20 protein-coding genes and 3 tRNA genes are annotated in these 19,454 nt (G+C 49.9%); 17 read left to right on the top strand and 6 right to left on the bottom strand.

What is annotated here, in order from left to right; genetic code table 11:
• Positions 1 to 22: 22 nt before the first annotated feature.
• Positions 23 to 922 carry a recombination-associated protein RdgC gene (locus ACTHR7_RS01285; RefSeq protein WP_293208853.1) on the bottom strand — a complete coding sequence of 300 codons (900 nt, stop codon included), beginning with the start codon at positions 920 to 922 and terminating at the stop codon, positions 23 to 25.
• A 133-nt stretch (positions 923 to 1,055) separates the two neighbouring features.
• On the opposite strand from ACTHR7_RS01285, the gene ACTHR7_RS01280 reads away from it, so the two are divergent.
• Positions 1,056 to 1,131 (top strand) — tRNA-Glu (locus tag ACTHR7_RS01280).
• A 123-nt stretch (positions 1,132 to 1,254) separates the two neighbouring features.
• Positions 1,255 to 2,550: a serine--tRNA ligase gene (serS, locus tag ACTHR7_RS01275; protein ID WP_293208851.1), complete on the top strand. Its 1,296-nt coding sequence runs from the start codon at positions 1,255 to 1,257 to the stop codon at positions 2,548 to 2,550.
• A 65-nt stretch (positions 2,551 to 2,615) separates the two neighbouring features.
• On the opposite strand, the gene ACTHR7_RS01270 is transcribed toward serS, so the two are convergent.
• From ACTHR7_RS01270 to ACTHR7_RS01260, 3 genes are all read right to left on the bottom strand, one after another.
• On the bottom strand, positions 2,616 to 2,855 hold the full coding sequence (locus tag ACTHR7_RS01270) for a putative hemolysin (protein ID WP_293208850.1): 240 nt from the start codon (positions 2,853 to 2,855) through the stop codon (positions 2,616 to 2,618).
• A gap of 129 nt (positions 2,856 to 2,984) precedes the next feature.
• Positions 2,985 to 3,788: a basic amino acid ABC transporter substrate-binding protein gene (locus tag ACTHR7_RS01265; protein ID WP_070822408.1), complete on the bottom strand. Its 804-nt coding sequence runs from the start codon at positions 3,786 to 3,788 to the stop codon at positions 2,985 to 2,987.
• Positions 3,789 to 3,864: 76 nt separating this feature from the next.
• Entirely contained in the window at positions 3,865 to 4,116 is a 252-nt protein-coding gene (locus ACTHR7_RS01260; protein WP_070588139.1) for an NGO1151 family protein, read from the bottom strand.
• 158 nt (positions 4,117 to 4,274) lie between these two features.
• Here ACTHR7_RS01260 and ACTHR7_RS01255 point away from each other — a divergent pair, with 158 nt between their 5' ends.
• From ACTHR7_RS01255 to ACTHR7_RS01240, 4 genes are all read left to right on the top strand, one after another.
• On the top strand, positions 4,275 to 5,075 hold the full coding sequence (locus tag ACTHR7_RS01255; protein WP_070461636.1) for a hypothetical protein: 801 nt from the start codon (positions 4,275 to 4,277) through the stop codon (positions 5,073 to 5,075).
• Between the two features lie 121 nt (positions 5,076 to 5,196).
• Positions 5,197 to 5,757, top strand: a complete 561-nt coding sequence (locus tag ACTHR7_RS01250) for a DUF3465 domain-containing protein (RefSeq protein WP_285071024.1) — start codon at positions 5,197 to 5,199, stop codon at positions 5,755 to 5,757.
• A 143-nt stretch (positions 5,758 to 5,900) separates the two neighbouring features.
• Positions 5,901 to 7,070, top strand: coding sequence for an O-succinylhomoserine sulfhydrylase (gene metZ / locus ACTHR7_RS01245; RefSeq protein WP_440370180.1), 1,170 nt, complete (start codon positions 5,901 to 5,903; stop codon positions 7,068 to 7,070).
• Positions 7,071 to 7,159: 89 nt separating this feature from the next.
• A complete protein-coding gene (locus tag ACTHR7_RS01240; protein ID WP_004521104.1) occupies positions 7,160 to 7,366 on the top strand; it encodes a DUF2788 domain-containing protein in 207 nt (68 codons plus the stop codon).
• 67 nt (positions 7,367 to 7,433) lie between these two features.
• Here ACTHR7_RS01240 and ACTHR7_RS01235 read toward each other — a convergent pair whose 3' ends face one another.
• Positions 7,434 to 8,225, bottom strand: coding sequence for a Cof-type HAD-IIB family hydrolase (locus tag ACTHR7_RS01235; RefSeq protein ID WP_003747399.1), 792 nt, complete (start codon positions 8,223 to 8,225; stop codon positions 7,434 to 7,436).
• Between the two features lie 197 nt (positions 8,226 to 8,422).
• A complete protein-coding gene (locus ACTHR7_RS01230; RefSeq protein ID WP_003747397.1) occupies positions 8,423 to 9,814 on the bottom strand; it encodes a 3'-5' exonuclease family protein in 1,392 nt (463 codons plus the stop codon).
• 115 nt (positions 9,815 to 9,929) lie between these two features.
• On the opposite strand from ACTHR7_RS01230, the gene ACTHR7_RS01225 reads away from it, so the two are divergent.
• The 11 genes from ACTHR7_RS01225 (at position 9,930) to ACTHR7_RS01175 (ending at position 19,358) form a co-directional block, all read left to right on the top strand.
• Positions 9,930 to 10,006: transfer RNA gene (locus tag ACTHR7_RS01225), tRNA-Arg, on the top strand.
• 12 nt (positions 10,007 to 10,018) lie between these two features.
• Positions 10,019 to 10,093: transfer RNA gene (locus tag ACTHR7_RS01220), tRNA-Glu, on the top strand.
• A gap of 168 nt (positions 10,094 to 10,261) precedes the next feature.
• Positions 10,262 to 12,487 (top strand): DNA internalization-related competence protein ComEC/Rec2, encoded by a 2,226-nt coding sequence (locus ACTHR7_RS01215; RefSeq protein ID WP_440370179.1) that lies wholly within the window; start codon positions 10,262 to 10,264, stop codon positions 12,485 to 12,487.
• A gap of 303 nt (positions 12,488 to 12,790) precedes the next feature.
• Positions 12,791 to 13,411, top strand: coding sequence for a phosphoribosylanthranilate isomerase (locus ACTHR7_RS01210; protein WP_107867490.1), 621 nt, complete (start codon positions 12,791 to 12,793; stop codon positions 13,409 to 13,411).
• A 36-nt stretch (positions 13,412 to 13,447) separates the two neighbouring features.
• The gene (locus ACTHR7_RS01205) at positions 13,448 to 14,050 is read left to right on the top strand and encodes a DNA glycosylase (RefSeq protein ID WP_049348296.1); all 603 of its coding nucleotides are present in this window, start codon (positions 13,448 to 13,450) and stop codon (positions 14,048 to 14,050) included.
• Between the two features lie 4 nt (positions 14,051 to 14,054).
• On the top strand, positions 14,055 to 14,465 hold the full coding sequence (locus ACTHR7_RS01200) for a hypothetical protein (RefSeq protein ID WP_440370178.1): 411 nt from the start codon (positions 14,055 to 14,057) through the stop codon (positions 14,463 to 14,465).
• Between the two features lie 111 nt (positions 14,466 to 14,576).
• Entirely contained in the window at positions 14,577 to 15,779 is a 1,203-nt protein-coding gene (gene trpB, locus ACTHR7_RS01195; RefSeq protein ID WP_440370177.1) for a tryptophan synthase subunit beta, read from the top strand.
• 194 nt (positions 15,780 to 15,973) lie between these two features.
• Positions 15,974 to 16,879, top strand: a complete 906-nt coding sequence (locus tag ACTHR7_RS01190; protein ID WP_128581729.1) for a DMT family transporter — start codon at positions 15,974 to 15,976, stop codon at positions 16,877 to 16,879.
• 52 nt (positions 16,880 to 16,931) lie between these two features.
• Positions 16,932 to 18,221: an adenosylmethionine--8-amino-7-oxononanoate transaminase gene (gene bioA, locus ACTHR7_RS01185; RefSeq protein ID WP_440370176.1), complete on the top strand. Its 1,290-nt coding sequence runs from the start codon at positions 16,932 to 16,934 to the stop codon at positions 18,219 to 18,221.
• Positions 18,218 to 18,874 (top strand): dethiobiotin synthase, encoded by a 657-nt coding sequence (gene bioD, locus ACTHR7_RS01180; protein WP_440370175.1) that lies wholly within the window; start codon positions 18,218 to 18,220, stop codon positions 18,872 to 18,874. The genes bioA and bioD overlap by 4 nt, the downstream gene beginning before the upstream one ends.
• Entirely contained in the window at positions 18,864 to 19,358 is a 495-nt protein-coding gene (locus ACTHR7_RS01175; RefSeq protein ID WP_440365251.1) for a chorismate--pyruvate lyase family protein, read from the top strand. Before bioD ends, ACTHR7_RS01175 begins: the two co-directional genes overlap by 11 nt.
• Positions 19,359 to 19,454 lie beyond the last annotated feature (96 nt).

Here is a 19,454-nt window from a genome sequence, read left to right as displayed (position 1 = left end):
AATCAAAAGGCCGTCTGAAAAATTACTCTTGCCAGCCGCCTAAATAAGAAACCAGTTCTTCCAACATGGTGCTGATGGCTTCGGTCATTAGGATTTGCGAGGCAAAGGCGAGGCTGGCGGCATCGTCGCCGTTGCTTTCCGCTTCTTCTTGCAAAACGTCCAGATACTGGATGCGTTTGAGTGTAAAGTCTTGAGTGAGGATGAACGCAATTTGTTCGCGCCATACCAAGCCCAGCTGGGTAACGGTTTTGCCGTTTTTAACGTGTTGTACCACTTCGTCGGCGGTCAGGTCTTGTTTGGAAACTTTGACGACCGGAACAACATCGCCGACGCCTTTGAGTTCGCAATCGCTGTCCAATTCAAAACCGCCCTCACAGTGGCCTTGCAGCAGCCAGCTGGTCATCAGGGAAGAGGGCGATTGTTTGGTGTTGGGCAGGGCTGCTTCAAGACCGCCCAACGCCTCGCGCAGTTTGGTCAGGATATTTTCCGCTTTGGCAGATGCGGCATTGTTGACTAAAAGATACCCGTGGCGCGTGTCGAAAATCGCCTGTGTGCGGCTGCTGCGCGTAAAGGCACGGGGCAGCAGGTCGTCAGTAATCTGTTCTTTCAGCTCTTGTTTTTCTTTGCGGCCGACATTGCGCGCTTCGTTGTTTTGGATTTCCAAAACCTTTTCATCCAAAGTATCGCGGATCACGCCGGCAGGCAGGACTTTTTCTTCTTTTTTCAGAGCAACGCGCCAAGTGTAATCGGCAGGGAAAACCAGCTCGGGCGAAAAGGAAACCGGCGTGGCGAAGCCTTCGCTAAACCAGTCCAAACCCTGACAATGGGCAAATTCGGATTGTGCCAATTTGTCGGCAAGGACTTCTAATTCGGGCAACTTGTCTTTGTTGAGCGGATAAAAACTGATTTGCTTAAACCACATGGCGAGTTTTCCTTTTTATTAAAACCGGCATTATACAGGGAAAATAACATACGGAAATCGGCAGCACCTTTAAAAATGCAGTAAAAGCGTTGACAGAAGAAAAGGCTTTCTGTATAGTTCGCGCTTCGGTTACGCGCCCATCGTCTAGAGGCCTAGGACACTGCCCTTTCACGGCGGCAACCGGGGTTCGAATCCCCGTGGGCGTGCCAAGATTCTTAAAAACGCACCTGCTTTTGCAGGGGCGTTTTTTGTTTTCAGACGGCCTGTCGCTGTGAAAATATCTTTAAATTGGTTTACAATAATGCCATTCTGAATCTTAACGAGAGAAAACAATGTTAGACATCCAATTGCTCCGCAGCAATACCGCCGCAGTGGCAGAACGTTTGGCCGCACGCGGTTATGAGTTTGATACCGCGCGTTTCAACGCTTTGGAAGAGCAACGCAAAGCCGTTCAAGTGAAAACAGAAGAGTTGCAGGCTTCGCGCAACAGTATTTCCAAACAAATCGGTGCGTTGAAAGGTCAAGGCAAACACGAAGAGGCTCAAGCTGCGATGGATCAGGTTGCCCAAATCAAAGTGGATTTGGAGCAGGCTGCCGCTGATTTGGATGCTGTTCAGAAAGAATTGGACGCATGGTTGTTGACCATTCCGAACCTGCCGCACGAAAGTGTTCCTGCCGGTAAAGATGAAACTGAAAACGTTGAAGTTCGCAAAGTTGGCACACCGCGCGAATTTGACTTTGAAATCAAAGACCATGTTGATTTGGGCGAGCCTTTGGGTTTGGATTTTGAAGGCGGTGCGAAACTGTCCGGCGCACGCTTTACCGTGATGAAAGGTCAAATCGCCCGCCTGCACCGTGCACTGGCGCAATTCATGCTCGATACGCACACGCTGAAACACGGCTATACCGAGCATTACACGCCTTACATCGTGGATGACACTACCCTGCAAGGCACAGGCCAACTGCCTAAATTTGCAGAAGATTTGTTCCACGTTACCCGCGGCGGCGACGAGAGCAAGAAAACGCAATATCTGATTCCGACTGCCGAAGTAACGCTGACCAATACCGTTGCTGACAGCATCGTGGCAGGCAGCGATTTGCCGTTGAAATTGACCGCGCATTCTCCATGTTTCCGTTCCGAAGCGGGCGCATACGGCAAAGACGTGCGCGGTTTGATTCGCCAACACCAATTCGACAAAGTGGAAATGGTGCAAATCGTTCATCCGGAAAAATCATACGAAGCGCTGGAAGAAATGGTCGGCCATGCCGAAAACATCCTGAAGGCCTTAGAACTGCCCTACCGCGTGATTACTTTGTGTACCGGTGACATGGGTTTCGGTGCAACCAAAACCTACGACTTGGAAGTCTGGGTTCCCGCGCAAAATACCTACCGCGAAATTTCCAGCTGCTCCAACTGCGAAGATTTCCAAGCTCGCCGCATGAAAGCGCGTTTCAAAGATGAAAACGGTAAAAACCGTTTGGTACATACTTTGAACGGCTCAGGCTTGGCAGTCGGCCGTACTTTGGTGGCGGTTTTGGAAAACCATCAAAATGCCGACGGCAGCATTAATGTTCCTGCTGCGTTGCAACCGTATATGGGCGACGTGACCAAACTGGAAGTAAAATAATCGTGGTTTAAAAGATAAGGCCGTCTGAAACTTGGGTTCAGACGGCCTTTTCTATGATTGAGTAATTATTTGTTGTGCTGACGGAAATATTCCCATTCTTCGACAACGGTACCGTCAGGCAAGTGGCACACGCCGTATTCGCCACCGTCTTTGTCTTTTTTGATTTCGGATTTGCCGCCTTGTTTGACGCAGAATTCAGAAGCCGGATTGGCCACGCCGACCTTAGGAGATTCTTGTTTTTCAGAAGCGGAGCAGGCGGCCAAAGCGGTTGCGGCAGTGAGGCTAAGGATGATGGGTTTGATCATGGCGCCTCTTTCATTTGAAAGATAAAAACAAGCGGATTATAGGGGACGCTTGCGTTTAATGGCGTTAACCAGATTAAAGGCCGTCTGAAAAGTTTTCAGACGGCCTTTAGTTTAGGAAGTCAAACTAGATTATTTGGCTGCTTCGGTTTTTTCGCCTTCTTTAGCAAAGTATTTGGCGTAAATTTTGTCGTATTCGCCACTTTCGCGTACTTTTTTCAGCGCATCGTTCAACATTTTGATGGTGGCTTCGTCGCCTTTGCGTGCAGCGATGCCGTAGTTTTCGATGGTAAAGTCAGGCAGGGAGATGAAATCCAGGCCTTTGGTCGGGTTGTTTTTCACATAGTTGGCAATAACCGCGCTGTCGCTGACGACGGAATCCAAACCGCCGTTTTCCAATTCTTTGATAATCAGGGGAACGCTTTCAAAGCGGGCGATTTTCGGATTGTCGTTGCCCAAGAGTTTGGAAACGGAGAAGTCGCCGGTGTAGCCGGTTACCACGCCGACTTTGGCCATGTTTTTCAGGTCTTCGGAAGAAGTTACTTTTTTGCCTTTCGGAACGAGGACGACTTGGGTGATTTCAAAGTATGGGTCGCTGAAGAGCATGCTTTGTTTGCGGTCGTCAGTGATGGTTACGCCGGACATAACGATGTCCACATCGCCGTTGTTCAGGGATGGGAAGAGGCTTTCCCATGGCTGGTGTTTGAATTCGACTTTGAAGTTGCCGGCTTTGGCCATGGCATTCATTAAGTCAACGTCAAAACCTTCCACTTTGCCGGCAGAATCCAAAGATTCAAATGGGGCAAACTCGGCATTGGAGCCGACGCGGTACACTTTATCGGCAGGGGCTGAGGCATTGTTGCTTTGACCGCCGCAGGCAGTCAGGGCAAGGGCGGAACAAGCGAGGGCGGTGGCCAGCCATTTTTTCATGTTCATGGGATGTGCTTTCTTAATAAAATGTTAACGGATAAAATCTTAGTTTAGCATAATTTTGTGAACAAACTAGCCGAAATCAGTGGTCTTTTTCTCGGAAAAATGCGTAGGTTACGTCATGGAAGAGGTCGGTGTGCGGGCTGTCTTCGTAGCTCAATTCCGCCAATGCGTCTTCAAAGGCAAGCTGGATGGATTCTACGGCATCGTTGGCCATGTCGGAGGGCAGAGAACGGATAAGGCCTTTGAGGGCGGTGGCGAGGACGTGGTTTTGCATACGCAAAACGTCGTTGGCTTCTTCCAAGTATTCGAGGCGTTGTTCGATGCTGCTCATGATGTATCCTTGAGTTAAATAAAATAGTGATTATATAGCGAATTAATATTAAAATGTGACGCTTGCGCCGGCTTGCCGGATATGTCCAACCATTGGCCGTATTTCAAGTAATTTTAGGTTTGAAATACGGTTCACAATAAAAATGAAAAAACGAGATTATGGAAAACAACCGTCTTGACCCCACAGCCCTCGAGGAAGAAGACCTGAATTGGGAAAAACGCCTGGAAAGATTGCGTCAGGCACGACAATTCAATACTGAGCCGACTCATGCGCCATTGGTCAAAAAATCGGACGACGCTGTCGATGTTGCGCCCAAAACCGCGCCTAAAAAAGAATATAAACTGGATGCTGACAATCGTGAAAAAGTATTGGAAGAGTATTTGTACCGCTGGCAGTTGGAACACAATACTGCCCTTGCCGACGAGGGCGAGGCAGTGGAAACCGATGCAATGGTGGTTTTGCAGGATAACTGGTTGAGCGCGCAATCGGCATTGCAGGCTGCGGCTTCAGAGCGTCATATCGAATCAACGCGCACCGTCAGACTGAATCCGAAATCAGGTGCCGTAGATTTTGATGCGCCTGAAGTGGAAGAAACTGAAAAACCGGAAAATGATGATGCGGAAGTGGCTGAAGAGGCGGTTTCAGACGGCCTTGAAAAAGAACCGGCCATTAATGTCCATATCAATGTATTGAACCCGCAAGCGATTGGCCGTCGGGAGGTATTCTGCGTTTCTGAAAAAGATTTGACCGAGCGTCTGATTAAGCGTTTACGCCCCCATGTGGCCGATGCGGTCAATGGCATGATTCGGATTGCCGTGCAAAAACAAATGGCCTTGTTCACTTACCAGTTGCAGCAAATGCTGAACGAGCAGGCTCCGGGCTTGGTGGAAGATGTGTTGGAACACAACGTCAAACGTATTTTGGACGATATGAAGACCGAAATGAAATACCGCCGTTGAGTATCTGGGCTGTCTGAAAAGTTTCAGACGGCCTTCGGCGTAAATTTCCCTTAAAATTTTACGAAGCGTGTATAATAGCGGCTCACGTTTTCGTGATAAATATCCTTTCTAAATAGTTGATATGCCCGATGCAGAATCGGGCATTTTTTTTGAGATTGTTATGAATAAAAATAAAATCATTGTATTGCTGATTGCTTTGGTTGCCGTATTTGCCTATAACAAAATGCAAAACAAGCAGCCGGTACAATCGCAGAATCACCAGAAAATAGAAGCCGTTCAGAAACAAAATAATGCGGGCAAAAAGAATGCCGATACGGCTCAGCAGCAAATCGGTTCGGACAAGGAATCAGCCGAAGCGGTTTTGAAACAGGCGTTTGAAAACGAACAAAGCGATATTCAGGTTGAGGGCGAGGGCACGGTATGGAAAACCCTGCCGGATGACAACAAAGGCACGCGCCACCAACGCTTTATCTTGAAGCTCTCCAGCGGCCAGACGCTTTTGGTGGCACACAATATCGACCTTGCCGATAAGATTAAGGGTTTGAAAAAAGGCGATAAAGTAGCGTTTTACGGCGAATACGAATGGTCGGAGCAGGGCGGCGTTATCCATTGGACGCACCATGACCCGTCAGGCCGGCATACTGACGGCTGGTTGAAACACGATGGCCGCCTTTATCAGTAAAAACGGTTTTCCTGTTTTTTTAGACAGCCCGAAACACGGCCTTCGGCTTGAAAGATGGTAGAAATCGGCGCAAAATGTTAACAAGTTAAACAGACGGAAAATATTGTTCCGTCCATTGGAATACACAGTAGATTGGAGAATAAATGAACAAAAAACTTCATCCGCAAACGCTGGCCATCCGGGGCGGCAAAGAGCAGACCGAATATCGCGAACACAATCAGGCGCTGTTTTTGACCAGCAGCTTTATGTGGGAAAGCGCGCAACATGCGGCAGATTTGTTTTCCAAAAAAATTAAAGGCTTTACCTATACCCGTACAGCCAATCCGACTACTGCCGCTTTTGAAAAACGCATTGCCGCATTGGAAGACGCAGAGCGTGCGGTAGCCACTTCGACCGGTATGTCTGCAATTCAGGCGGCGTTTTTTACCTTCTTGCAAGCAGGCGACCACGTTGTTTCCAGCCGCAGCCTGTTCGGCACGACCGTCGGTTTCATCAACAACATCGTTACCAAGTTCGGCATCGAAGTCAGCCATGTATCGCCGGTTGATGTAGATGAATGGAAAGCTGCCATCAAGCCCAATACCAAACTGTTTTTCTTGGAAACTCCGTCCAACCCATTGGGCGAAGTTGCCGATTTGGAAGCTTTAGCCGAACTGGCACACAGCATCGGCGCGCTTTTGGTGGTGGACAATAGCCTCTTATCGCCCGTCGGTTCGCAGCCTTTGAAACACGGTGCGGATATTTCCGTTTCTTCCGCAACCAAAGCCATCGACGGCCACGGCCGCGTGATGGGCGGCGTATTGGCCGGTTCGGAAGAATTGATGACGCAAGTTGCCATATATTGCAACTCTTGCGGTTTGGCAATGTCTCCGTTTAACGCATGGCAGTTGTTGAGCGGTGTAGAAACCTTGTCGCTGCGTATGGAAAAACAATACGACAATGCGCTGAAAATCGCGCAATGGTTGAAAGAGCAACCGCAAGTCCAAGCCGTGTACTACACTGGTTTGCCCGACCATCCGCAGGCAGAGCTTATCCGCAAGCAACAAAACGGTGGCGGCATCGTCATCGGCTTTGAAGTTGCCGACCAAGAAGCCGCATGGAAAGTCGTGGACGGTGTGGAGCTTTTCTCCCGTACTGCCAACCTCGGCGATGTGCGCTCGACCATCACCCATCCGTGGACAACCACGCACGGTCGGATGCAGCCTGAAGAAAAACTCGCCGCCAATATCCGCCCGGGCTTGATCCGCCTCTCTGTCGGTTTGGAATACATCGACGATTTGATTGATGATTTGCAACAAGTATTGAACAAATAATCTAAAAACAAATTTCAGACGGCCTTAAATTTTAATAGGCCGTCTGAAAGCAATTAAACACACATCTTAAGAATAAAAGGAAAAAAATAATGTCTGAAGCAGAATTCGCCTCATGGGCAATGAAAATCCTACTGAGCGGCCTGATTATCTTTTTGGGCTTTATTGTTTGGAACTTGGGTAAAGAATCCAAAGCCGGCAAATTCGGCATTGCCATGCTCTTCTTGGTTTTGGGCTTGGGTGTGTTTGGATTCGTATTTAAAGAATTGCTGATTAGCTTTTTGGTATTGCCGAAGTAGGCAGGAAGTTTATTGATAGAACAAGGCCGTCTGAAAAAATGTTCAGACGGCCTTTTGATTTAATGTTTTAAATTACGCCCAATTCTTGCAAGCCGCGCAATACGCCGTCTTCATCGACACTTGGGCAGACGAATTGTGCAGCAGCTTTAGCAGCTTCTTCGCCATTGCCCATGGCAACGCCAAAGCCGACGGTTGACAGCATTTCAAAGTCGTTGAAGCTGTCGCCGAACGCCATTACTTTGCTCATATCAATTCCCAGTTTTTCCACTGCGTGGGCGATGCCCCGTGCTTTTGAACCTTCTTTGCGCAGCAGGTCCACAGCATATTCATGCCAGCGGACGGATTTGAAGCCGTGTTGTTGAATCAGCGGTTGCAGGATTTTTTCTTCTTCCTCATCCACAAAGACCAACATTTGATAAACAGGCTGTTTGCGGAAATATTCTTTGTCAGTCAGGAAGTTGGGCAAGATATGTGATAAGCCTTCGACAACGCGCGGCGAATGGGAGGAAACGGCAATTTCTTGGTTGTTGACGAATGCGTAGTCTATTTTGTGTTGTTCAAGCAGGTTGATGGCGGTTTCGATGTCGGCAATATTCAACGGGTAACTTTGCAGGGGTTCGCCGCGAAAGGAAATATATTGGCCGTTGATGGTAACGAGCATGTCGATGCCGCATTCTTGAATCAAGGCTTTGACTTTGGTGGGAAAGGCGGCTTCCGGACGGCCGGTGGCAATGGCAGTCAAAATGCCTTTGGCTTTTAATGCGCGCATGGCTTGGGCAACCGAAGGGCGCAAGGTATCCGTGTATTTGCGGTAGAGGGTGTCGTCGATGTCAAAGAAGATGATTGCAGGGTTGTTCATGGTTTACTCGTTGGGCTGGGTATACACAGCTTTCATTGAAAATTGTGTGAACAGCTTGTGTATAAATTGGTTTAGTATTTGATTGCTATTATAAAAATAAGTTCTGATTAAAATTTAGGCAGTTTTTGTGTTGAGAATAAAGCGGAAAGTTATCCACATCAGGCCGTCTGAAAATTTGGTTTTCAGACGGCCTTGTTTTAAGCAATCAGACGGATATTTTCTTTGTCTTGCCTGAATTTGTTTTTAATCACGATAGGCAGGCTGCTGTCGAAATACCAGCTGCCGTCAGGCAAAGCCAACGCACCGCCGGCGCAGAGCAGGGTAATGCTGTTTCCGGTCAGGGGGTCGGTTTCGGTAATTTCAATTTCGTGCGCTTTGCCCCAATCGGTTACAGGGAGTAGGGCGGCAAGCTCGGTAATGCGTTGGTTTTGATGTTTGATACCGTTTGGCTGGCGGCAGTTGCCGTTGCATTTTCCGACAGCCTCGACAGGGCAGGGTTCGCCCTTTGCGTAGCTGGTCGGCAAAATATTGAGCGAATCCGGGCAGAGTCTGTGTTCTTGCGACCATTGCGCCAAAGCGCGTTTGGCTGCTTTTTTGTGGGCAAACAAACCGTATGGACGCCAGTTTCTGGTGCCGCTATTTAACAAGACAATGCGTGCTTGAAGGCTACCGTGTTCATCAGCGATAAAGCGGACGGTTGAAAACGATGTGGATTTTTCAGACGGCATCAGTTGGTATTCCTGCATGGTCTGGGCTTTGAGCCATAATGTATGGAGCTGACCGACTGCCGGAATAAAACGGATGGAGGCTGCGGCTTTGATGTGCGGCGGCAGTTTTTTGCTGTGCAGCAGGGTGGCGGTTTCACTGTATGCGCGTTCGTGTGCTTCAATGGCCTGAGCTTTGCCGAAATGGTCAAACCAAACCAATACGCCGTAACTGTCGGGCAGGGTATAGAGCTGTTGGGCGAGCGAATCAGGCAGCCAAGTGGGCAACATTTTCGGATTCATCAACACACGGACATGTTCATCCCATTGTTGGTGATTTTTTTCTGTCAAACTTAATTCGAGATAATCACACAATGCGACAACATCGGTCATGGCGCGGTGGCGGTTGGCCGTCTGAATGCCGGTGCGTTCGATAATGCTGTCGAGGCTGTGTTTGTAAAACTCAGGATACAGGCGGCGCGACAGTTGAACCGTACAGAGCGAGGGTGCGGCAAAGTCAGTATGGATACGGGCAAATTCGTGGCGCAGGAAGGTGTAGTCAAAGCGGCTGTTGTGGGCAACAACCACTGCACCTTGCAACAGTGGCAACAAATCGGCTGCAATATCGGCAAAGACAGGCGCGTTTTTCACCGTTTCATCATGAATTCCGGTCAGCCTGGCAACAAATTCGGGAATGCTGCGGCAAGGATTGACCAATTGCTCGTAATGTGTGGCGCGTCCTTGCTCAAAACGAACAAGGGCGACTTCCGTTATCCTGTCTTGATAGAAATTTCCACCGGTCGTCTCCAAATCCACCACGACCACAGGCCGTCCCAAACGGGAAAATGCTTCGGATAAGAGCGGCCAGCGTGCGAAATCTGACATTTTATTCTCTGTAAATTCAATAGCAAATGCGCATTTTACACGCTGTCTGCAAGTTTTCCAAATAAAACGCTTGACAGGAAACAGTCCACTCTCTATAATTCGAATCTTTCTTGATGCACCCGTAGCTCAGTTGGATAGAGTATCTGGCTACGAACCAGAGGGTCGGGCGTTCGAATCGCTCCGGGTGCGCCACAGAAAATCTCCGCGCCCATCGTCTAGCGGTTAGGACATCGCCCTTTCACGGCGGTAACCGGGGTTCGATTCCCCGTGGGCGTGCCAGTTTATAAAAAAGCGCAATCTGTTTCAGATTGCGCTTTTTTGCGTCTATCGGCTTTGAAATAATTTAAGCATATCTTTTATCTGATAACGGTTAATCGACATTTGTCATAATCTACTAAAAGCATTTATTATTACATATCTAATAATCATAATTTAAGGGAAACGTTCATGGCGTGGCGGTTTGTGTTGCCTGCTTGGGTGGTTGGGGTAGTGCTTTCGTTTGCGTTGCCGTTTGTGCCGCCATGGTGGGCTTGGTTGTCTGTAATGATGGGTGCGCTTGCGTTGTGTCGAAGATTTGCTGTGGCTTGGTTGGCGCTGGCCGTCTGCATGGGCATGGCGTTTGGTGTGTGGCGGACCGGGCTGGTTTTGGCCGATCAATGGCCTGTAGGGGAGGTGGCGGCTAAAGTTTTAACGGTTGAAGTGGCGGATATGCCGCGTGATGATGGTCGGCGCGTGCAGTTTGCGGCAAGGGCTTGGGATGAGCGTGGTCAGGCTTTTGATTTGATGTTGTCAGATTATCAGCGGCGCGATTGGACGGTGGGCAGTCGGTGGTCTGTGTCGGCGCGGGTAAGGCCGGTAATCGGTGAAGTGAATGTGCGCGGTTTGAACCGTGAAACATGGGCTTTGGCCAATGGTATCGACGGCATGGGTACTTTGGGGCGCGATAGGAAACTTGTGCGGCAAGGCGGTGCTTTCGGTTTGGCTAATATACGTGATGCGGTAAGCCGAAGTTGGCAGGGAACGGCGGACAAATATCCTGAGTTTTCAGACGGCATAGGGTTGATGCGTGCTTTGAGTATTGGTGAGCAATCGGCGTTACGGCCGCCTTTGTGGCAGGCATTCCGTCCTTTGGGGCTGACGCACTTGGTCAGTATTTCGGGCTTGCATGTAACGATGGTGGCGGTATTGTTTGCCTGGCTGATCAAGCGGGTTTTCCGTTACTTGCCGTGGATTCCGGCGAAACCGCGTGTGTGGATATTGGCCGGCGGTGTTGCCGGGGCTTTGTTTTATGCGCTTTTGGCCGGTTTTTCCGTACCGACGCAACGCAGTGTGTTGATGTTGGCTTCGTTTGCGTGGGCATGGTGGCGCGGCAGTAGCGGCTCGGGTTGGGCGGCATGGTGGCAGGTTTTGGCCGTTGTTTTGTTGTTGGACCCGTTGGCCGTATTGGGTGTGGGAACGTGGTTGTCTTTCGGCTTGGTTGCTGCTTTGATTTGGGTTTCATCAGGCCGTCTGAAAGAGTCGGGCTGGCGTTTGGCTGTACGGGGACAATGGGCGGCGACGGTATTGTCGGTGGTATTGCTGGGCTATTTGTTTGCTTCGTTACCTTTGCTCAGTCCCTTGGTTAATGCGCTGGCTATTCCTTGGTTTTCTTGGGTGTTGACGCCGTTGGCTTTGCTGGGTTCAGTTTTTCCGTTTGAACCTGTCCAGTTGGTAGCGGCATTTTTGGCGGAATATACTTTACGCGGTTTGGTATGGCTGGCTACGGTATCGCCTGAATTTGCCGTTGCAGCGACGCCCGTGCCTTTGCTGGTATTGGCGATGATGGCGGCTTTGCTGTTATTGCTGCCTAAAGGAATGGGCTTGAAACCTTGGGCATGTCTGGTTTTATTGGGTTTTGTGTTTTACCGTCCTGCCAAGTTGGAGGAGGGGGTGGCAAGAGTTACCGTGATGGATGCAGGGCAAGGTTTGTCGGTGTTGATACAAACGCGTAACCGCAATCTTTTGTTTGATACGGGAACGGAGCAAGTGGCGCAAACAGGTATTGTGCCGAGTTTGAACGCTATGGGCGTGCGCCGTTTGGACAGCCTGATTTTGTCGCACCATGATATTGACCATGACGGCGGTTTTCAAAGTGTAGCGGCTGTCGGTACCGATAAATTGCTTGCCGGACAACCTGAGTTTTATCCGAATGCAGAGTTTTGCCAAGAAGACAAATGGCAATGGGACGGCGTAGATTTCGAGTTACTCAGGCCGTCTGAAAATGCAGGCAAGGAAGATAACGACCAAAGCTGCGTATTGCGTGTCGTAGCAAACGGCAAAGCCTTGTTGATAACCGGCGATTTGGGCGTGAAAGGTGAGGCCGGTTTGATTGAGAAATACGGCAATGCGCTGTATAGCCAAGTGTTGGTGTTGGGACATCACGGCAGCAGCACGGCTTCGTCAGGCAGCTTTTTGCATACGGTTTCGCCACAATATGCCGTGGCATCTAGCGGCTATGCCAATGCCTACAAACATCCGACCGTTGCCGTACAAAATCGTGTCCGCGCGCACGGCATTACTTTGTTGAGAACGGATTTGTCAGGCGCGTTGGTGTTTGCTTTGGGACAAGACGATATATTTCAAGGCCGTCTGAAAAAGGATAAGTTTTATTGGCAGAAGAAACCGTTTGAGTAAAAAGGATAAAAGGCCGTCTGAAAGACTTTTCAGACGGCCTGAATATTTTTCATTGATGGGCATTATCCAAATTTTGTGTGAATCCAATTGTGGATAGTTTGGTTTGATATTTGATAATAAAGAATAAATTAATCGTGATGAAAAAATAGGCAGTTTAAAGATAGGGTAATAATTACAAAGTTATTAGTAATTATCGGCTGATGGTTGTTTTAAAGTTTAAGGCCGTCTGAACCTGATATTTCATGTTCAGACGGCCTTAAACTTATATAATATCCGACCCATCTGTTTAAAAAGGCAATTCCCATGAATACCATACGCACCAAAATTTGTGGCATTACCCGACCTGAAGACGCGCTGGCCGCGGCCGAATTGGGCGCGGATGCCATCGGGCTGGTTTTTTACTCCAAGAGTAAACGGGCAGTGAGTATTGAGCAGGCGCAGGCGGTTGTGAAAAACCTGCCGCCGTTTGTATCGGTGGTGGCCTTGTTTGTGAATGAAAACGAGCAAACCATCCGCGAGATTTTGCGTCAGGTGCCGATAGATGTGATTCAGTTTCACGGCGATGAAGACGATAATTTTTGCCGTCGGTTTGACTGCCCGTATTTGAAGGCCGTGCGCGTACAGTCCGCTGCCGATATTCAGACGGCCTGTGCCAAATTTCCGAATGCACGCGCCTTGCTGTTTGATGCCTATCATCCGACCGAATACGGCGGTACGGGACAAAGTTTCGACTGGACCATGTTGCATGGCAATATCGGCAAACCGTGGATACTTGCCGGCGGATTGACTGCGGAAAACGTTGCCGAAGCGGTAAAAATCAGTGGCGCGGCGGCGGTGGATGTATCCGGCGGCGTGGAAATCTCCGGCGGGATTAAGAGCAGGGAGAAAATGGCGGCGTTTATTCAGGCAGTAAAGGCCGTCTGAAATTTTGTTTGAATGAAAAACAACCGGAATACAGATATGCAAGAGCCAATCGTTGAGTCCCACCCCTTTGCAGCCTTGTTGCCACCGCAGGCAACGGTCATGATGATGGGGACGTTTCCGCCTAAAGAAGAAAAACACGCGATGCAGTTTCATTATCCGAATTTTCAAAACGATATGTGGCGTGTGTATGGGCTGGTGTTTTTCGGCGATGCGGCGCATTTTCAAAAGCAGGGCGAAAAAGCGTTTGATGCCGATAAAATCAAAGCGTTTTTGAGTGAAAAGGGGATTGCATCCTGTCCGACCGTATTGAAGGCAATACGCGAACATGGCAATGCTTCGGATAAGTTTTTAAAAGTGATAGAAACTGTCGATTTGGCGGCAGTATTGGCGCAAATGCCCGAGTGCCGCCATCTTTGCACCACTGGCGGCAAGGCAACCGAAGTTTTGTTGGAGATTCAAGGCAGCGGCATGAAAATGCCGAAAACCGGCGAAACAGTGCCGTTCCCCTATGCAGGGCGTGAGTTGACCCTGACGCGTCTGCCTTCGACTTCGCGTGCCTATCCTTTGAGTTTGGCAAAAAAAGCAGCGGCGTATCGGGCTTTTTTTGAAATGGCTGGATTGACTGTTTTTCAGGAGTAGGGCGATGGATCGTTATGAAATCTCTTTAATGGTGTTTATGGCTTTGTGGTGGCTTTTTAATGTCGTCTCAGTGTGGCTGAAGGCCAAAAAATGGCACATCAGGGTATTGTTGGGCGGAACGCTTTTGTATGTGATACAAATATCTGCAGTCATTATGTCTGTTAACGGCCTTAATTGGATATTTTTGAACGTAAGTACTATAAATACCAATGAGTTGATTATTGCTTTGCTTGCGCTTAACTTTCTGGGTTGTTGGTTGCTGGCACTGTGGCTGGGAATGTTGGCATTAAAACTATGCCTGAGAAACAAAAACGAAGAAAAATATATCGCGCCGCCGTTGGGTACGGCATTGATTGCAACATCGAGCTGTACGCTGTTGTTCCTATTTTGTCTGCTGATATTATTATTCAATTAGTTGCCGACAAGATGAATGGAAAACGGCTATAATTGCTGACAATTTTACTTTCAGACGGCCTTGTACTGAATCAGGCCGTCTGAAACCATAAAACGAACAAGGAAAAATCCCATGAAAAATTATTACGCTCCCGACGAGAACGGCTTTTTCGGCGAACACGGCGGCCTGTACGTTTCCGAAACCCTGATTCCTGCTTTGCAAGAATTGGCAGAAGCCTATAAAGCAGCGAAAAAAGATCCTTCATTTTGGGAAGAGTTCCGCCATGATTTGAAACACTATGTCGGCCGTCCCAGCCCTGTTTACCATGCCGCGCGATTGTCCGAGCATTTGGGCGGCGCACAAATCTGGCTGAAGCGTGAAGATTTGAACCACACCGGCGCGCACAAAGTCAACAACACCATCGGTCAGGCATTGCTTGCCCACCGCATGGGCAAAAAACGCGTCATCGCCGAAACCGGCGCGGGTCAGCACGGCGTTGCCTCCGCCACCGTCGCCGCCCGCTTCGGCATGACTTGCGACGTGTACATGGGCGCGGACGATATCCAGCGCCAAATGCCCAACGTGTTCCGCATGAAATTATTGGGTGCGAACGTGGTCAGCGTCGACAGCGGCAGCCGCACTTTGAAAGACGCGATGAACGAAGCCATGCGCGAATGGGTTGCCCGCGTGGATGACACGTTCTACATCATCGGCACTGCTGCAGGCCCTGCGCCGTATCCCGAAATGGTACGCGATTTCCAATGCGTGATCGGCAATGAAGCCAAAGAACAAATGTTGGAAGCCATCGGCCGCCAACCTGATGTTGCCGTTGCCTGCGTGGGCGGCGGCTCGAACGCCATCGGTTTGTTCCATCCCTATATCGAAGAAGAAAACGTACGTTTGGTCGGCGTAGAAGCCGGCGGTTTGGGTGTGGATACGCCTGACCACGCCGCACCGATTACCAGCAAAGCCCCTATTGGTGTATTGCACGGTTTCCGCAGCTATTTGATGCAGGACGAAAACGGCCAAGTCTTGGGTACGCACTCTGTTTCCGCAGGCTTGGACTACCCAGGCATCGGCCCGGAACACAGCCATTTGAACGACATCAACCGCGTGGAATACACCGTTGCCAAAGACGACGAAGCACTCGAAGCCTTTGACTTGCTCTGCCGTTTCGAGGGTATTATTCCTGCGCTGGAATCCAGTCACGCAGTCGCTTGGGCAGTCGCCAACGCGCCGAAAATGAGCAAAGATCAAGTGATTTTGGTCAACCTCTCCGGTCGCGGCGATAAAGACATTAATACCGTGGCGAAACTCAAAGGCATTGAGTTGTAAGCCTTATTGATTGAGCAGTAAAGGCCGTCTGAAAAAGCTGGATTTCAGTCTTTCAGACGGCCTTTGTTTCCGTAATGATTCAGCGTAGTATTTTATCCGCGCAAACCCTATCAAGTATCGGCGGCTAAGGAAATTTATCCTTCCAAACTGCGTTTGTACGCTTTCTAAACCAATTATTCAATTTATCCATCACCATGAAACATTTAGCAATCCATCTAAAACTATTGGGCATGGCGGCGTTTTGGGGCGCATCTTGGCCGATGGGGCGGATGCTGGGACAAGCGCTGCCGCCTTTAACGGGCGGTATGCTGCGCTTTTTGACGGCGGCAATCTTGCTTTTAGGCTGGCTGTTTGCACGGTATCGATTGCGTACTTTGGCGGTTTTGTCGCGCAAACAATGGCTTGGATTGGCACTGGCGGCGGCATTCGGCGTATTTGGTTTTACCGTATTGTCTATGTTGGGTTTGCAGCGGATTCCTGCTTCAAGGGCGACGGTGTTGGTCACGTTCAATCCTGTGTTGACGATGTTTTTTGCGGCTTTGCTGTTTGGCGAGAAGCTCAACGGCAAGATTGTGTCGGGTATGTTGTTGGCAGTGGCAGGCTCGATATGGGCGGTTACGCATGGCGAGATTGCGGCATTTTTGTCGGGCGGCGGTATAGGGTGGGGCGAAGTGCTGGTGTTTTGCAGCCTTTGCTGCTTGGTTACTTATACGATGATAGGCAGGGCGGTGTTGCAGGGGATTGATGCGCTGACGGTCACCGTGGCTACCGCTTGGCTGGGTGCAATGATGTTGCTGCCGCCTGCGCTGATTTCAGACGGCCTGCCGTTTGGTATGCTTGCCGAAATGGACGGCAGGGGCTGGTTTGCTTTGATTGGGTTGTCTGTCGGGGCAACGGTCTTGAGCTATGCGTGGTATTTTGAAGGCGTGAAGACTTTGGGCGCAGGCAGCGCGGCGGCGTACATCACTTTGGTGCCGGTATTCGGTATTTTGTGTTCCGCTTGGTTTTTGGGCGAGGCATTGCATGTCTCCTTGGTTGTCGGCTGTTTGGCGGCGGTGGGCGGATTGGCGTTGATGCAGTACGGAAGACGTGCCGTCTGAAAAGGTAAATATGTTATATAATAATGAAACTGATCAAACCATTGTTTTCAACATGTCCGAACATTCCTCCCTGCTCGATTTCGACCGCGCCCATCTGCTCCATCCCTATACGTCCATGACCGATCCGTTGCCTGTTTATCCGGTGCGCCGAGCGGAGGGCGTGCACATCGAATTGGCGGACGGCACGCGGCTGATTGACGGGATGTCGTCTTGGTGGTGTGCGATACACGGCTACAATCATCCCGTTTTGAATCAGGCGGTTGAAGCGCAGATTAAACAGATGTCGCATGTGATGTTCGGCGGTTTGACGCATGAGCCTGCGGTGGAGCTGGGCAAATTGTTGGTCGGGATTTTGCCGCAGGGGCTGGACCGTATTTTTTATGCGGATTCAGGTTCGGTTTCGGTAGAAGTTGCGTTGAAGATGGCGGTGCAATACCAGCAGGCGCGGGGGCTGACGGCGAAACAGAATATTGCGACGGTGCGGCGCGGTTATCACGGCGATACTTGGAACGCGATGTCCGTCTGCGATCCGGAAACGGGGATGCACCATATTTTCGGCAGCGCGTTGCCGCAGCGTTATTTTGTCGATAATCCGAAAAGCCGTTTCGATGATGAATGGGACGGGGCGGATTTGCAGCCTGTCCGCGTCTTGTTTGAAGCGCATCATGCGGATATCGCCGCCTTTATTTTAGAGCCGGTCGTGCAGGGCGCGGGCGGCATGTATTTTTATCATCCGCAGTATCTTCGCGGATTGCGCGATTTGTGCGACGAGTTTGATATCGTGTTGATTTTTGACGAAATCGCCACCGGATTCGGGCGCACGGGCAAGATGTTTGCCTGCGAACACGCGAATGTCGTGCCGGATATTATGTGTATCGGCAAGGGCTTGAGCGGCGGCTATATGACGTTGGCGGCGGCGATTACTTCGCAAAAAGTCACCGAAACGATTTCGCGCGGCGAAGCGGGTGTGTTCATGCACGGCCCGACGTTTATGGCGAACCCGCTGGCGTGTGCCGTTGCCTGCGCTTCGGTCAAGTTGCTTTTATCTCAAGACTGGCAGGCAAATATCCGCCGCATCGAAAGCATCCTGAAAGGTCATCTGAAAACCGCATGGGACATTCGCGGCGTGAAAGACGTGCGCGTTTTGGGTGCCATCGGGGTGATCGAGTTGGAAAAAGGCGTGGATATGGCGCGTTTTCAAGCGGATTGCGTGGCGCAGGGAATTTGGGTGCGCCCATTCGGCAGGCTGGTGTACCTCATGCCGCCTTACATTATTTCAGACGACCTCTTAACCGAACTTGCCGATAAAACCGTACAAATCTTGAAGGAACACAGCAAATGAAAGGCGTTTACTTCGTCAGTGGCATAGACACGGACATCGGCAAAACCGTCGCCACCGGCGTGTTGGCAAAACAATTGTTGCAGCAGGGCAAAAGCGTGATCACGCAAAAGCCTGTGCAAACCGGTTGCCAAAACATCGCCGACGACATCGCCGTCCACCGCAAAATCATGGGCATACCCATGCAGGAAGCCGACAAGCAAAAGCTGACCATGCCCGAAATCTTCAGCTATCCCGCCTCGCCCCACCTCGCCGCCCGTCTGGACAGCAGAGCTTTGGACTTGCACAAAATCCGCACCGCCACGCAAGAATTGGCGGCGCAATACGAAATCGTCTTGGTCGAAGGCGCGGGCGGATTGATGGTTCCGCTGACGGAAAACCTGTTAACCATTGATTATATTCAACAACAGGCTTATCCCGTCATCCTCGTTACCAGCGGACGGCTCGGCAGTATCAACCACACTTTACTAAGCTTTGCCGCGCTTAAACAATACGGCATCCGGTTGCACAGCCTGATTTTCAACCATATTCACGACAGCAAAGATGAAACCGTTGCCGGCGATACTTTGGAATATCTTAAAGGCCGTCTGAAAGATGAATTTCCCGAAGCCAAATGGCAGGAATTGGCCAAGACAGAGGTGTCAGATGGAGCTTGATATACCGCGTGGCACGCTTTGTTCACATGCCGAAGCTTCAAGTCTTTTGCCGTCTAAGGCCGAACATTTGCTGACCGTTTCTTCGCTAACCGCTGCGTTGCGCGCTTCCGGTAAGGATTTTTCAGTCGAGCTGGTGTATTTGGGTTTGACGAAGGGTGCGGAAAACGGAGACGAAATCTTTGTGCGCGATGTTTTGCTCAAACTGGACGGCGAAACAGTGATACAAGCCAGAAGCGCGTGCCGGCCGGACAGCAGTCTATGGACAGAATTATTGGATTGCGGAACGCAGCCTTTGGGCGAGCGCCTGTTTGACGGTACATTGCCGTTGAAACGTTCGGATTTTGAGTTTCTTCGTTTTGAAGATTTAGACCATCCATCTTTCAGACGGCCTATTACCGCGCGCCGTTCGTATTTCGATTGGAACGGCGAAATATTGGAATTAACAGAATATTTCTTATTGAAATTAATAGATTTATACCGCTAAGGCCGTCTGAAAATAAAACCGATTACCGATGTTTGTCATAATTCTGTTATAATACAATAAATTAAATTGTTAAGATCTGTTTAATTTCAGACGGCA

The organism is Neisseria sp. P0007.S010 (assembly GCF_051962875.1).
GTDB lineage: Bacteria > Pseudomonadota > Gammaproteobacteria > Burkholderiales > Neisseriaceae > Neisseria > Neisseria subflava_A.
Note: the sequence above shows the minus strand (reverse complement) of the source record. Positions and strands in the feature narration are given on the sequence as shown.